This window comes from Kosakonia sp. BYX6 (genome assembly GCF_038449125.1).
Taxonomy (GTDB): Bacteria; Pseudomonadota; Gammaproteobacteria; order Enterobacterales; family Enterobacteriaceae; genus Kosakonia; species Kosakonia calanthes.
This window is the reverse complement of sequence record NZ_CP151800.1, coordinates 4,534,403-4,548,070: the sequence shown is the minus strand read 5'-3', so window position 1 is coordinate 4,548,070 and position 13,668 is coordinate 4,534,403. Positions and strand designations below refer to the sequence as shown.

15 protein-coding genes are annotated in these 13,668 nt (G+C 54.1%); 10 read left to right on the top strand and 5 right to left on the bottom strand.

Annotated elements, in window-relative coordinates; all coding sequences use genetic code 11:
- The first annotated feature begins 47 nt into the window (after positions 1–47).
- Positions 48–2,591, top strand: a complete 2,544-nt coding sequence (cyaA, locus tag AAEY27_RS21255) for a class I adenylate cyclase (RefSeq protein WP_342322747.1) — start codon at positions 48–50, stop codon at positions 2,589–2,591.
- Between the two features lie 29 nt (positions 2,592–2,620).
- On the opposite strand, the gene cyaY is transcribed toward cyaA, so the two are convergent.
- On the bottom strand, positions 2,621–2,941 hold the full coding sequence (cyaY, locus tag AAEY27_RS21250) for an iron donor protein CyaY (RefSeq protein WP_342322746.1): 321 nt from the start codon (positions 2,939–2,941) through the stop codon (positions 2,621–2,623).
- Between the two features lie 137 nt (positions 2,942–3,078).
- Between cyaY and lptM the strand changes: the two genes are divergently transcribed.
- The 8 genes from lptM (at position 3,079) to corA (ending at position 10,070) form a co-directional block, all read left to right on the top strand.
- Positions 3,079–3,282: an LPS translocon maturation chaperone LptM gene (gene lptM, locus AAEY27_RS21245; protein ID WP_342322745.1), complete on the top strand. Its 204-nt coding sequence runs from the start codon at positions 3,079–3,081 to the stop codon at positions 3,280–3,282.
- A 36-nt stretch (positions 3,283–3,318) separates the two neighbouring features.
- Complete coding sequence (gene dapF, locus AAEY27_RS21240; RefSeq protein WP_342322744.1) at positions 3,319–4,143, top strand: diaminopimelate epimerase; 825 nt, start codon at positions 3,319–3,321, stop codon at positions 4,141–4,143.
- Entirely contained in the window at positions 4,140–4,847 is a 708-nt protein-coding gene (locus tag AAEY27_RS21235; protein WP_342322743.1) for a DUF484 domain-containing protein, read from the top strand. Before dapF ends, AAEY27_RS21235 begins: the two co-directional genes overlap by 4 nt.
- Complete coding sequence (gene xerC, locus AAEY27_RS21230) at positions 4,844–5,746, top strand: tyrosine recombinase XerC (protein ID WP_342322742.1); 903 nt, start codon at positions 4,844–4,846, stop codon at positions 5,744–5,746. The genes AAEY27_RS21235 and xerC overlap by 4 nt, the downstream gene beginning before the upstream one ends.
- Positions 5,746–6,462 carry a 5-amino-6-(5-phospho-D-ribitylamino)uracil phosphatase YigB gene (gene yigB / locus AAEY27_RS21225; protein WP_342322741.1) on the top strand — a complete coding sequence of 239 codons (717 nt, stop codon included), beginning with the start codon at positions 5,746–5,748 and terminating at the stop codon, positions 6,460–6,462. Before xerC ends, yigB begins: the two co-directional genes overlap by 1 nt.
- Positions 6,463–6,599: 137 nt before the next feature.
- Positions 6,600–8,762: a DNA helicase II gene (uvrD, locus tag AAEY27_RS21220; RefSeq protein ID WP_342322740.1), complete on the top strand. Its 2,163-nt coding sequence runs from the start codon at positions 6,600–6,602 to the stop codon at positions 8,760–8,762.
- Positions 8,763–8,859: 97 nt separating this feature from the next.
- On the top strand, positions 8,860–8,967 hold the full coding sequence (ysgD, locus tag AAEY27_RS22475) for a YsgD/CorL family protein (protein WP_425294645.1): 108 nt from the start codon (positions 8,860–8,862) through the stop codon (positions 8,965–8,967).
- Between the two features lie 152 nt (positions 8,968–9,119).
- On the top strand, positions 9,120–10,070 hold the full coding sequence (gene corA / locus AAEY27_RS21215) for a magnesium/cobalt transporter CorA (protein WP_342322739.1): 951 nt from the start codon (positions 9,120–9,122) through the stop codon (positions 10,068–10,070).
- Positions 10,071–10,231: 161 nt separating this feature from the next.
- On the opposite strand, the gene AAEY27_RS21210 is transcribed toward corA, so the two are convergent.
- The 4 genes from AAEY27_RS21210 to yigI form a co-directional block, all read right to left on the bottom strand.
- Positions 10,232–10,624: a DUF2628 domain-containing protein gene (locus AAEY27_RS21210; RefSeq protein ID WP_342322738.1), complete on the bottom strand. Its 393-nt coding sequence runs from the start codon at positions 10,622–10,624 to the stop codon at positions 10,232–10,234.
- A 36-nt stretch (positions 10,625–10,660) separates the two neighbouring features.
- Complete coding sequence (locus AAEY27_RS21205; protein WP_342325667.1) at positions 10,661–11,038, bottom strand: hypothetical protein; 378 nt, start codon at positions 11,036–11,038, stop codon at positions 10,661–10,663.
- 147 nt (positions 11,039–11,185) lie between these two features.
- Complete coding sequence (gene rarD / locus AAEY27_RS21200) at positions 11,186–12,082, bottom strand: EamA family transporter RarD (RefSeq protein ID WP_342322737.1); 897 nt, start codon at positions 12,080–12,082, stop codon at positions 11,186–11,188.
- Positions 12,083–12,137: 55 nt separating this feature from the next.
- Positions 12,138–12,605, bottom strand: coding sequence for an acyl-CoA thioesterase YigI (yigI, locus tag AAEY27_RS21195; protein ID WP_342322736.1), 468 nt, complete (start codon positions 12,603–12,605; stop codon positions 12,138–12,140).
- A 158-nt stretch (positions 12,606–12,763) separates the two neighbouring features.
- Between yigI and pldA the strand changes: the two genes are divergently transcribed.
- Entirely contained in the window at positions 12,764–13,633 is an 870-nt protein-coding gene (gene pldA, locus AAEY27_RS21190; protein WP_342322735.1) for a phospholipase A, read from the top strand.
- Positions 13,634–13,668: the final 35 nt, after the last annotated feature.

Genomic DNA, 13,668 nt, shown 5'->3' with positions numbered 1-13,668 from the left:
ACAAAACATCGGCTTGAAAAACGTGTATGAACATCAGGCGATATGTCTTGTACCTCTATATTGAGACGCTAAAACAGCGACTGGATGCCATCAATCAACTGCGTGTGGATCGCGCGCTTGCTGCCATGGGCCCTGCTTTTCAGCAGGTATACAGTCTGCTGCCGACATTACTGCACTATCATCATCCGCTGATGCCGGGTTACCTCGAAGGTAACGTTCCCCAGGGCATTTGCCTTTACACGCCTGATGAAAACCAACTTCACTACCTGAACGAACTCGAATTGCACCGTGGCATGTCTGCGCAGGAGTCGCCAAAAGGCGAACTGCCGATAACAGGCGTTTACTCCATGGGCAGCACCTCTTCGGTTGGGCAAAGCTGTTCCTCTGACCTGGACATCTGGGTCTGCCATCAATCCTGGCTCGATAATGAAGAGCGCCAACTGTTACAGCGTAAGTGCAGCCTGCTGGAAAGCTGGGCGGCGTCACTGGGCGTGGAAGTCAGCTTCTTCCTGATTGATGAGAACCGTTTCCGTCATAACGAAAGCGGCAGTCTTGGCGGCGAAGACTGCGGTTCGACGCAGCATATCTTGTTGCTCGACGAATTTTACCGCACCGCCGTGTGCCTGGCCGGTAAACGTATTCTGTGGAATATGGTGCCGTGTGATGAAGAAGAGCATTATGACGATTATGTAATGACGCTCTACGCACAGGGCGTGCTGACACCTAACGAATGGCTAGATCTGGGCGGTTTAAGCTCACTTTCTGCCGAAGAGTATTTCGGCGCTAGCCTGTGGCAGCTCTATAAAAGTATCGACTCGCCGTACAAAGCGGTGTTGAAAACCCTGCTGCTCGAAGCCTATTCCTGGGAATATCCCAATACACACCTGCTGGCAAAAGATATCAAACAGCGCCTGCATGATGGCGAGATCGTCTCTTTCGGTCTTGATCACTACTGCATGATGCTGGAACGCGTAACCCACTACCTGACGGCCATTGAAGACACCACGCGTCTTGATCTGGTGCGCCGCTGTTTCTACCTGAAAGTGTGCGAGAAACTGAGCCGCGAGCGCGCCTGCGTTGGCTGGCGTCGTGAAGTGATCACGCAATTGGTGAAAGAGTGGGGTTGGGAAGATGCGCGCGTAGCGATGCTGGATAACCGCGCGAACTGGAAAATCGATCAGGTGCGCGAAGCGCACAACGAATTGCTTGATGCCATGATGCAGAGCTACCGCAACCTGATCCGCTTTGCCCGCCGTAATAATCTGAGCGTTTCCGCCAGCCCGCAGGATATCGGTGTGTTAACCCGTAAACTGTACGCGGCGTTTGAAGCGCTGCCGGGCAAAGTCACGCTGGTGAACCCGCAGATTTCGCCGGATCTCTCCGAACCGAATTTAACCTTTATTCATGTGCCGCCGGGCCGTGCCAACCGCACAGGTTGGTACTTGTACAACCGCGCGCCGAACATGGATTCCATCGTCAGCCATCAGCCGCTCGAATATAACCGCTATCTGAATAAGCTGGTGGCCTGGGCGTGGTTTAATGGCCTGCTGACGTCGCGTACGCATCTGTTTATCAAGGGCAACGGCATTGTCGATTTGCCTAAGTTGCAGGAAATGGTCGCCGATGTTTCGCACCACTTCCCGCTGCGTTTGCCCGCGCCGACGCCGAAAGCGCTCTACAGCCCATGTGAAATTCGCCATCTGGCGATCATTGTGAACCTGGAATACGACCCGACTGCGGCGTTCCGTAACCAGGTGGTGCATTTTGATTTCCGTAAGCTTGATGTGTTCAGCTTTGGCGAGCAGCAAAACTGCCTGGTGGGCAGCGTCGATCTGCTGTATCGCAACTCGTGGAATGAGGTGCGTACCCTGCATTTCAACGGCGAGCAGGCGATGATTGAAGCGCTGAAAACCATTCTTGGCAAAATGCATCAGGACGCCTCGCCGCCGGATAGCGTAGAAGTGTTCTGTTACAGTCAGCATTTGCGCGGTCTTATCCGCACGCGCGTGCAGCAGTTGGTTTCCGAATGCGTTGAGTTGCGGCTTTCCAGTACGCGGCAGGAAACCGGGCGTTTCAAAGCGCTGCGTGTCGCCGGCCAGACCTGGGGGCTGTTCTTCGAGCGGCTGAATGTGTCGGTGCAGAAGCTGGAAAACGCCATCGAGTTCTACGGCGCGATTTCGCACAACAAGCTGCACGGGCTTTCAGTGCAGGTTGAAACCAATCACGTTAAATTACCGGCGGTGGTCGACGGTTTCGCCAGCGAAGGGATTATTCAGTTCTTCTTTGAGGAGACCGGCGAAGAGGGCTTCAACATCTATATTCTGGATGAGAGCAATCGCGCGGAAGTCTATCACCACTGCGAAGGCAGCAAAGAGGAGCTGGTGCGGGATGTTAGCCGCTTCTTCTCGTCATCCCATGACCGTTTCACCTACGGCTCAAGCTTTATCAACTTCAACTTGCCGCAGTTCTACCAGATTGTGAATGTCGAAGGACGCGCGCAGGTGATCCCGTTCCGCAATCAGGCGATCAGCACCGCGACACCGGCCAATCAAGACAGTGACGCGCCGCTCTTACAGCAGTACTTCTCTTAAAATGTGCCCGGTTGCCCGGGCAACAGAGATTAGCGGAAACTCACCGTTTCACCCGCTTGTTGGCTTGCCGCCTGTTCCAGCAGATCCCAGAAGGTTTCGCCGCTGCGGTCGCAAACCCATTCGTCACCTTTCAGATTAAAATGGTATCCACCTTGTTTGGTCGCCAGCCACACCTGGTGTAGTGGCTCCTGGCGATTAATGATGATTTTGCTGCCGTTTTCAAAGCTAATGGTTAACACGCCACCATTGATTTCGCAGTCGATATCGCTATCGCCGTCCCAGTCATCCAGGCGTTCTTCAATGGTGAGCCACAGGCCGTCGGCGAGGCGATGAAATTCACTGTCGTTCATTCTGCATTCCCGTTTTTTATGATGGCAGCAGTATAACGCGAAACATTTCCCGTTGCCCTAAACGCGCAAAGTCTTGCTTTTGTGTCTTCTCCTGCGATGATAGAGCGCAGAAAAGAACGAACTTACAGGCAACGATAATGAAAGATGTGTTTCGCACGCTGGCCGTATTGCTGACTCTGTTCAGCTTAACGGGTTGTGGTCTGAAAGGGCCGCTTTACTTCCCTCCGGCAGATAAAACCGCGCCACCGCCGACCAAAAACCCGGAAAATACCATCGAGACGACCACCCCGGACAGCAACGATCGGGGCGATAGCGGCTCGCCGACGCAAGTGAATTACTGACGCCACTGTTCTGTATCCGCGTAAATGGAGTAGATGATGCAGTTCTCAAAAATGCATGGCCTGGGCAACGATTTTATGGTCGTCGACGCGGTGACGCAGAATGTCTTTTTCTCCCCGGAGCTGATCCGCCGCCTGGCGGATCGCCATCTTGGCGTTGGGTTTGATCAACTGTTGGTGGTTGAACCTCCGTACGATCCCGAGCTTGATTTTCACTACCGTATTTTTAATGCCGATGGCAGCGAAGTGTCGCAGTGCGGCAACGGCGCGCGCTGTTTCGCGCGTTTCGTCCGTCTGAAAGGCTTAACCAATAAACGTGACATTCGCGTCAGTACGGCGAACGGTCGTATGGTATTGAGCGTAACGGAAGACGAACTGGTGCGCGTTAACATGGGCGAGCCCAACTTCGAACCGTCGCACGTGCCGTTTCGCGCCAACAAAGCCGAAAAGACCTATATTATGCGCGTGGCGGAACAAACCGTGTTGTGTGGCGTCGTATCGATGGGCAACCCTCACTGTGTGATTCAGGTCGATGACGTGGATACCGCGCCAGTGGAAACGCTAGGGCCGGTGATGGAAAGCCATGAACGTTTTCCCGAACGCGCCAATATCGGCTTTATGCAGGTCGTGCAACCGGATCATATTCGCCTGCGCGTCTACGAGCGTGGCGCCGGTGAAACCCAGGCCTGCGGGAGCGGTGCCTGCGCTGCGGTCGCCATTGGTATTCAGCAAGGTTTACTGGCAGAAAGCGTTCGTGTGGAGTTACCAGGCGGTCGACTTGATATCGCATGGAAAGGACCGGGCCAACCGTTGTTTATGACTGGCCCGGCGGCACATGTCTACGACGGGTTTATTCATCTATGAAGCAACCAGGGGAAGAACTACAGGACACGCTGACGGAACTGGAAGATCAGGCCGTTGTGGAGTATTTACTGCGCAATCCTGATTTCTTTATCCGCAACTCGCGGCTGGTGGAACAGATGCGCGTGCCGCACGCGGTGCGCGACACAGTTTCTCTGGTGGAATGGCACATGGCGCGCTCGCGCAATCATATTAATGTGCTGGAAGAGAACATGACGATGCTGGTGGAACAGGCAAGCGCCAATGAAGGCCTGTTTTATCGCTTGCTGCGTTTGCAGGGGCGGCTGGCCTCGGCCACAAGCTTGGATGAGATGCTTAACCGCTTCCATCGCTGGGCGCGTGATTTGGGGCTGGCAGGCGCGACCATCCGCCTGTTTCCTGACCGCTGGCGTCTTGGCGCGCCATCAAGCTATACCCATCTCGCGCTGTCTCGCCAGGCATTTGAACCGCTGCGCATCCAGCGTTTGGGCCACCAACACCACTATCTCGGATCGTTAAACGGGCCGGAACTGTTGCTGTTGTTGCCCGAAGCGAAAGCGATCGGCTCGGTGGCGATGTCGTTGATGGGACCGGATGGCTCTCTGGGTGTCGTACTGTTCAGCAGCCGCGATGTGCACCATTATCAGCAAGGCCAGGGCACGCAGTTGCTGGAGGAGATCGCGCAGATGTTACCGGATCTGCTACAGCGCTGGATCGAACGCGTATGACCGGCTCTCCGCTTTCACTGCCCGTCACCCGGTTTCTGCGCTACCTGAGCGCTGAACGCCAGCTCAGCCCCATCACTCTGCTTAATTATCAGCGTCAGCTTGATGCCATCATTGCTTTGGTCGACGAGATCGGTTTAAAAAGCTGGCAACAATGTGATGCTGCGATGGTGCGATCAATTGCAACGCGCAGCCGGCGTAAAGGCCTCGGCGCGGCAAGTCTCGCGTTGCGCCTTTCGGCGTTGCGCAGTTTCTTTGACTGGATGGTGAGCCAGGACGAGTTGTCCGCGAACCCGGCCAAAGGTATTTCCGCGCCGAAAGCGCCGCGCCATCTGCCAAAAAATATCGACGTCGATGATGTTAACCGGCTGCTGGATATTGATATCAACGATCCGCTGGCGGTGCGTGACCGGGCAATGCTCGAAGTGATGTACGGTGCAGGCCTGCGTCTGTCTGAACTGGTGAATCTGGATATCAAACATCTGGATTTGGAAAGCGGCGAAGTGTGGGTGCTGGGCAAAGGCAGCAAAGAGCGCCGTTTGCCGATTGGCCGCAGCGCCGTGACCTGGATTGAACACTGGTTGGATCTGCGCGCGCTGTTTGGCGCTGAAGAAGACGCGCTATTCTTGTCGAAAATGGGCAAGCGTATTTCGGCGCGCAACGTGCAAAAACGTTTCGCCGAATGGGGAATCAAACAGGGGCTGAACAGCCACGTGCATCCCCATAAACTGCGCCACTCATTTGCCACACATATGCTCGAATCGAGCGGCGATCTGCGCGGCGTGCAGGAGCTGCTCGGGCACGCCAATTTGTCCACCACACAAATCTATACCCACCTTGATTTTCAACACCTTGCTTCGGTATACGATGCGGCGCATCCGCGCGCTAAACGGGGGAAATAATGCGTTTTTACCGCCCATTAGGTCAGATCTCTGCGATCACCTTCGACCTGGACGACACTCTTTATGACAACCGGCTGGTGATCCAGCGTACAGAGCAAGAAGCGCTGGCGTTTGTGCGACGTTACCATCCGGCGCTCAATGGCTTCGAAAACACCGAATTTCAGCGCCTTCGCCAGTCGCTGCGCGAAACCGAACCTGATATCTATCACGATGTGACGGAGTGGCGGCGGCGCGCGGTAGAACGCGCGATGCTGGACGCCGGGCTGACGGAAGAAGAAGCCGCGGCGGGCGCGGAAGCCTCAATGGCTAACTTTGCCAAATGGCGTAGCCGCATTGATGTGCCGGAAGAAACCCATGACACGCTGGCAAAGCTGGCTGAAAAATGGCCGCTGGTGGCGATCACCAACGGCAATGCACAGCCGGAGCTGTTTGGCCTCGGCGAATACTTCAAATTTGTGCTGCGCGCCGGGCCGGACGGGCGCTCAAAACCGTTCCACGATATGTATCACCTGGCCGCTGAGCGTCTGGATGTCGCCCCTGGCGATATTCTGCATGTGGGCGACGATCTGACGACCGATGTGGCCGGGGCGATCCGCTGCGGCATGCAGGCCTGTTGGATCAAACCCGAAGGCGCGGATTTGCTGCAAGCCAGCGACAGCCGCTTGTTACCGCATATCGAAATTTCGCGGTTGGCATCCCTCACGACGCTGATATAATCACCAATTGTTCTGTATAAAATACCAGGGTTTTGGCGGATGGCGCTGCGCTTTTCCGCCCTACGGTGACGTAGCCCCGGTAAGCGAAGCGCCACTGGGCGTTTCGTTCTTTTCCTGATTACAACGCGACGGTACCTATGGACGTTTCTTATCTGCTCGACAGCCTCAATGACAAACAGCGCGACGCCGTAGCGGCGACACGCAGCAATATGCTGGTGCTGGCGGGAGCGGGAAGCGGCAAGACGCGCGTGCTGGTGCACCGTATCGCATGGCTGATGACCGTCGAAAACTGCTCGCCATACTCCATTATGGCGGTCACCTTTACCAACAAAGCGGCGGCGGAAATGCGCCACCGCATCGGCCAGTTAATGGGCACCACCCAGGGCGGCATGTGGGTCGGCACTTTCCACGGGCTGGCGCACCGCCTGCTGCGCGCTCACCATATGGACGCCAACCTGCCGCAAGATTTCCAGATCCTCGATAGCGAAGATCAACTGCGCTTGTTGAAACGTCTGATCAAGGCGATGAACCTCGACGAGAAGCAGTGGCCGCCGCGCCAGGCGATGTGGTACATCAACGGCCAAAAAGATGAAGGCATTCGCCCGCATCATATTCAAAGCTTCGGCAACCCGGTGGAGCAAACCTGGCAGAAAGTCTACCAGGCTTACCAGGAAGCGTGCGATCGCGCAGGGCTGGTGGACTTCGCCGAGCTGCTGCTGCGCGCGCATGAGTTGTGGCTGAACAAGCCGCATATTTTGCAGCACTATCGGGAACGTTTTACCAATATCCTGGTGGACGAATTCCAGGATACTAACAACATTCAATACGCGTGGATCCGCCTGCTGGCGGGCGATACCGGCAAAGTGATGATCGTCGGCGACGATGATCAGTCGATTTACGGCTGGCGCGGTGCGCAGGTGGAAAACATCCAACGCTTTCTCAAGGATTTCCCCGGCGCCGAAACCATCCGCCTGGAGCAAAACTACCGCTCCACCAGCAATATTCTGAGCGCCGCGAACGCCCTGATTGAGAACAACAACGGGCGTTTGGGTAAAAAGCTGTGGACCGAAGGTGTTGATGGCGAACCGATCTCCCTTTACTGCGCCTTTAACGAGTTGGATGAAGCGCGCTTTGTGGTCAACCGCATTAAAGCCTGGCAGGACAACGGCGGGCAACTGACGCAGTGCGCCATTCTTTATCGCAGCAACGCCCAATCGCGTGTGCTGGAAGAGGCGTTATTGCAGGCCAGCATGCCGTACCGCATTTATGGCGGCATGCGTTTCTTCGAACGTCAGGAAATCAAAGATGCACTCGCTTACCTGCGCCTGATTGCCAACCGCAATGACGATGCCGCTTATGAGCGCGTGGTGAACACGCCGACGCGCGGCATTGGCGATCGCACATTGGATGTGGTGCGCCAGGCTTCCCGCGAACGACAGTTAACTCTCTGGCAGGCCACGCGTGAATTGCTGCAAGAAAAAGCGCTGGCAGGTCGCGCAGCCAGTGCGCTGCAACGTTTCCTTGAATTGATTGACGCGCTGGCGCAAGAGACAGCCGATATGCCGTTGCACGTGCAAACCGACCGTGTCATCAGCGATTCCGGCTTGCGCATGATGTACGAGCAGGAGAAGGGCGAAAAAGGTCAGACGCGAATCGAGAACTTAGAGGAACTGGTGACCGCGACGCGCCAGTTCAGCTACAACGAAGAAGATGAAGATTTAATGCCGTTACAGGCGTTTCTCTCTCACGCTGCGCTGGAAGCGGGCGAGGGGCAGGCGGACACCTGGCAGGATGCGGTGCAATTAATGACGCTGCACTCGGCAAAAGGCCTCGAATTCCCGCAGGTGTTTATTGTTGGCGTGGAAGAGGGCATGTTCCCGAGCCAGATGTCGCTGGACGAAGGCGGTCGCCTCGAAGAAGAACGCCGTCTGGCGTATGTTGGCGTGACACGTGCGATGCAAAAACTGACCTTAACCTACGCGGAAACACGCCGTCTGTACGGCAAAGAGGTTTATCACCGTCCGTCGCGCTTTATCGGCGAATTGCCGGAAGCGTGTGTGGAAGAGGTGCGTTTACGCGCCAGCGTCAGCCGCCCGGTCAGCCATCAGCGGATGGGAACGCCGGTGGTGGCGAACGATACCGGTTATAAGCTCGGCCAGCGTGTGCGCCATGCGAAATTCGGCGAAGGCACGGTGGTGAATATGGAAGGAAGCGGCGAGCATAGCCGCTTACAAGTGGCGTTCCAGGGGCAGGGTATCAAATGGCTGGTGGCCGCTTATGCGAAGCTTGAAACAGTCTAACTTTCAGAAAAATATCATTATTTTGTAATGTTCTGCTAGCCTTATACGCTTAAGGGCAAATATTGCTCTTTAGCGTTTCGTTGCGAGTTGACGCCTCATGAGTGCTGGCGTAACATGCGCGCACGATCACGCTAAGAGGACATTCGCCTTGGACACACCCAGTAGATGCTGGCTCAATTTCCTGGATTTCAGGAACAACTCCTAAGGCTATCTCCTCATGCTGATGGCCTTAGAGGTTGTCAGCGACCCGCTTTATCCCCGTCGCGCTGAGTCAGACTGTTTAATGGTCTGAAACCCAATTTGTTTCTTGTGTGCCCTGCGAACTGTCCGATATTTTTTGCATTGGGAGTCCCGGCCATGCTGAGCGCATTTCAACTGGAAAACAATCGTTTAACCCGCCTTGAGGCTGACGAAATCAAACACCTCGCCAGCTCTGTTTGGGTTGATTTGGTCGAGCCGGACGACGAAGAACGTTCCCGCGTGCAAACGGAATTGGGCCAGAACCTGGCAACCCGACCTGAACTGGAAGACATCGAAGCGTCGGCGCGTTTTTTTGAAGACGAAGACGGCCTGCACATCCACTCCTTCTTCTTTTATGAGGACGCGGAAGATCATGCAGGCAACTCAACCGTTGCATTCACCATCCGCGAAGGCCGCTTGTTCACCCTGCGTGAACGCGAGCTGCCTGCGTTTCGCCTTTACCGCATGCGTGCCCGCAGCCAGGAAATGGTCGATGGCAACGCCTACGAACTGCTGCTGGATTTGTTCGAAACCAAAATCGAACAACTGGCGGATGAAATCGAAAACATCTACAGCGATCTGGAAAAACTGAGCCGCGTCATTATGGAAGGCCAGCAGGGCGATGAGTATGACGACGCGCTCTCGACGCTGGCGGAGCAGGAAGATATCGGCTGGAAGGTGCGTTTGTGTCTGATGGATACCCAGCGCGCGCTGAACTTCCTGGTGCGCAAGGCGCGTTTACCGTCCGGTCAACTGGAGCAAGCGCGTGAGATCCTGCGCGATATCGAATCCCTGCTGCCGCACAACGAATCCCTGTTCCAGAAAGTGAACTTCCTGATGCAGGCGGCCATGGGTTTCATCAACATCGAGCAGAACCGCATTATCAAGATCTTCTCGGTGGTGTCTGTGGTGTTCCTGCCGCCAACATTGGTGGCCTCCAGCTACGGGATGAACTTCGAGTTTATGCCCGAGCTGCACTGGAGCTTCGGTTATCCTGGCGCGATTGTCTTTATGATCCTCGCCGGCCTTGCGCCATACCTCTACTTCAAACGCCGTAACTGGCTGTAATAAAAAAGGTTCAGCATCACGCTGAACCTTAAAGCCCATGGCAAACCTGCTGCCTGATGGCGCTTCGCTTATCAGGCCTACAGAAAGGTTCGCAACGTGTTGATATTGCCGATCTTGTAGGCCGGGTAAGGCATAGCCGCCACCCGGCATAAACGCTGAACCTACAGGCTCCAGTCTTGTTTGCCTTTCACCTTGTACTCGTAAAACCATATGTTTGCCCGCATGGCGGTGAAGAGATTCACCACATAGCCGAGGAAGTTCAGGTCGGAAACGGCGATGATGAAAATAACCACCAGGTTAAGCAGAAGCACTAATACCGCTTTTTTCCACAAGCCGATGATCAGCAGATAAATGAAAGAGAAAAAGTAAGCGAAGAAGTTAAAAGAGACTTTCACTTTCTGACCAAAAGTCATTTCTTTGAATGCCGCCTTCCAGGCAGGGGTTGGACCCCAGAAGTTCGGCAAGCCATTTTTCTCAAAAAAGGCAAAACGAAACTTCCATTTTTCGCTCAATGCATTGTCATTCTGATAGTCGTATTCGTTGTTAACGCTCATTTTTCTCTCCTTAAAATTTGAATCCTGCATAGCGGGTTAGTTTGTTGTTTTTAACTGTGTGGGCGCGAGAAGAAACATAAAAAAGACCAGCAGATCGAAACCGATATTAATGCGAACAGCGAGGCTGGCGCAGTCGTCCCCGAAAAAGAAGCCCATCACGGCGCATCCCAGGTAAATTAACACCGACAAAATAACGACATAGCGAGCCTTTAATCCGCTATCTCTGCCACGTTGCGCATTAATATTCACTTTCAGATACGTATAAAGCAGCATGCACAGCACAAGCGGGACGAGAAATTCATCCACATTAAATGCGACAGCAAAATAGATTACATGCAGAAGCACATACGCAAGGATATACGGCCCACGTGTGAGGCACGCAAAGCCGGAAGGCAAAAAAATCCTGCCAATCATCACGAATTCATCCTGAATAGTGCAAATTACGGAACGGAAAACATACCATTCAGTGAATGAATATGCGACGCGACGAGCCATTAACCCCGAATATTTGTAGGTAACGGGCGGAGAATCCCGCCCGTTTAATGCGATGCGTAAGGGAAATTAGCGGCTTTTACGTAAACCGCGCTGGGTATAAATCGCATCCATAACAAAAATCGCCAGCGCCGCCCAGATAAAGCCAAAGGTCACCATCTTATCCGGGCCAGGATGCTCACCGTAAAAGACCACGGCCAGCAGGAACATCAGCGTTGGGCCAATGTACTGAAAGAAACCCAGCGTCGACAGGCGAAGGCGCGTCGCCGCACCGGTAAAACACAGTAGTGGAATGGTCGTAATGACGCCAGCGGCCATCAGCAGCAGGTTCAGCGACAAACTGTTTTGCCCCATATGGCTGGTCGGGCTGTCGGTAATGCCGAATAACCAAATCGCCGCCACCGGCAGCAACCATAAGGTTTCCACCAACATGCCGGTTTGCGCGTCGACGGCAATCTTTTTGCGTATTAAGCCGTAGAACGCAAAGCTAAAAGCGAGGCCAAGCGCGATGATCGGTAGCGAGCCAAACGTCCACAACTGCACCAGCACACCGATCGCGGCAAGCAACACTGCCAGCCACTGCATACGGCGAAAACGCTCACCCAAAAACAGCATGCCCAGCAGAATATTCACCAGCGGGTTAATAAAGTAACCGAGGCTGGCTTCCAGCATATGGTTATGGTTTACCGCCCAGATAAACAGCAGCCAGTTGCCGCCAATCAGCACCGCGCTTAGCGCCAGTAGGAAAATCTTCTTCGGTGTTTGCAGCAGCGTTTTCACGCTTCGCCACTGGCGGCTCACACTGATGAGCGCCAGCATAAAGAAGAACGACCAGATAATGCGATGGGTCAGAATTTCGTTGGCGGGAACATACCAGATAACTTTGAAATAAGCCGGGGCGACGCCCCAAATGAAATAAGCGGCCAGAGCGAGTAACACGCCAAGCCGCGTTTGTTTAGGATCCATCAGGAAAACTCGTTGCTAAAAAGTTAACGCATGTTACCTGATTTTGCAGACTGGCTCACCCCACCATATAGGTGGCAGTCGCGCTGGCGATGTGCATTTTTTCTTCGTTATGCAACTCGACGCGGGCGACGGCGACTTTATTGCCTGCGCGCAGCAAACTGCTGCTGGCGGTAAAGCGCGTTCCGCGCCCAGGGCGCAGATAATCGACGCGCAAATCAATGGTGCCCATGCGCGATAAACGCTGGCGCAGCTCGTCTTCACTGATGGTTTCATGGCGGGTTAAGGTGCTGCCAACACAGACTAAACCGGCGGCGACATCCAGCGCGGAGGCGATCACACCGCCGTGTAAAATACTTTGCGCCCAGTTACCGACCATCATCGGCTGGTTATTGAAATTCAACTGAGCGTACTCTTTTTCATAACGCTCCAGCTCAAGGCCTAACGCACGGTTAAAGGGCATGTGATAGACAAAAATCTCGCCCACCAATTGCAGGGCTTGATCCGCTGTGAGAACGGCTGACATAACGATCTGATCCGATGAGTTAACAGAATGTTGATTTTATGCTCTTTGTTTGTTGATTGCTACTTTAAGCACCGATTCATGAGCAGTTACTCAATAAATATGTAGAATACCTGCGGGGAAATACTTCACTTCAACAATAATTCGGGAGCATTAAACCGATGCGGACCTATCTGGGTTGGTTTTTCGCAGTGCTTGCACTGCCGTTTGTGGCACACGCACAAGAAGCGACAATAAAAGAAGTGCACGATGCGCCCGCCGTACGCGGCAGCATCATCGCCAACTTATTGCAGGAACACGACAATCCATTCACGCTCTATCCGTATGAATCCAATTACCTTATCTATACCGATACCAGCGACCTGAACAAAGAAGCGATCCGTTCTTACAACTGGTCTGATAACGCGCGTAAAGATGAAGTGAAGTTCCAGCTCAGCCTGGCGTTCCCGTTCTGGCGCGGCATTATTGGGCCGAACTCGGTGCTCGGCGCGTCCTATACACAAAAATCCTGGTGGCAACTCTCCAACAGCGGCGAGTCTTCCCCCTTCCGCGAAACCAACTACGAACCACAGTTGTTCCTCGGTTTCGCCACGGATTATGAATTTGCCGGCTGGACGCTGCGCGATGTGGAGTTTGGTTACAACCACGATTCAAATGGCCGCTCCGATCCGACGTCACGCAGTTGGAACCGCGTTTACACGCGTTTGATGGCGCAAAACGGCAACTGGCTGGTGGAAGTGAAACCGTGGTATGTGGTGGGCTCAACCGATGACAACCCGGACATCACCAAATATATGGGTTATTACCAACTGAAAATCGGTTACCAGATTGGCGAAGCGATCCTCAGCGCCAAAGGCCAGTACAACTGGAATACCGGTTACGGCGGCGCGGAAATTGGCCTAAGCTACCCGGTCAGCAAACACGTTCGTCTCTATACCCAGGTTTACAGCGGCTATGGCGAATCGCTGATTGACTACAATTACAATCAAACGCGTGTCGGTGTGGGCGTGATGCTCAACGATCTGTTTTAAAGCATTGCAGTTTCTGGCGCAGGCGCTGAAAATAG

Excerpts from the sequence above, each read along its gene's own strand:
- cyaY (WP_342322746.1), bottom strand. The coding sequence starts at position 2,941 with ATGAACGACAGTGAATTTCATCGCCTCGCCGACGGCCTGTGGCTCACC.
- lptM (WP_342322745.1), top strand. The coding sequence starts at position 3,079 with ATGAAAGATGTGTTTCGCACGCTGGCCGTATTGCTGACTCTGTTCAGC.
- dapF (WP_342322744.1), top strand. The coding sequence starts at position 3,319 with ATGCAGTTCTCAAAAATGCATGGCCTGGGCAACGATTTTATGGTCGTC.
- AAEY27_RS21235 (WP_342322743.1), top strand. The coding sequence starts at position 4,140 with ATGAAGCAACCAGGGGAAGAACTACAGGACACGCTGACGGAACTGGAA.
- xerC (WP_342322742.1), top strand. The coding sequence starts at position 4,844 with ATGACCGGCTCTCCGCTTTCACTGCCCGTCACCCGGTTTCTGCGCTAC.
- yigB (WP_342322741.1), top strand. The coding sequence starts at position 5,746 with ATGCGTTTTTACCGCCCATTAGGTCAGATCTCTGCGATCACCTTCGAC.
- uvrD (WP_342322740.1), top strand. The coding sequence starts at position 6,600 with ATGGACGTTTCTTATCTGCTCGACAGCCTCAATGACAAACAGCGCGAC.
- ysgD (WP_425294645.1), top strand. The coding sequence starts at position 8,860 with ATGAGTGCTGGCGTAACATGCGCGCACGATCACGCTAAGAGGACATTC.
- corA (WP_342322739.1), top strand. The coding sequence starts at position 9,120 with ATGCTGAGCGCATTTCAACTGGAAAACAATCGTTTAACCCGCCTTGAG.
- AAEY27_RS21210 (WP_342322738.1), bottom strand. The coding sequence starts at position 10,624 with ATGAGCGTTAACAACGAATACGACTATCAGAATGACAATGCATTGAGC.
- AAEY27_RS21205 (WP_342325667.1), bottom strand. The coding sequence starts at position 11,038 with ATGATTGGCAGGATTTTTTTGCCTTCCGGCTTTGCGTGCCTCACACGT.
- rarD (WP_342322737.1), bottom strand. The coding sequence starts at position 12,082 with ATGGATCCTAAACAAACGCGGCTTGGCGTGTTACTCGCTCTGGCCGCT.
- yigI (WP_342322736.1), bottom strand. The coding sequence starts at position 12,605 with ATGTCAGCCGTTCTCACAGCGGATCAAGCCCTGCAATTGGTGGGCGAG.
- pldA (WP_342322735.1), top strand. The coding sequence starts at position 12,764 with ATGCGGACCTATCTGGGTTGGTTTTTCGCAGTGCTTGCACTGCCGTTT.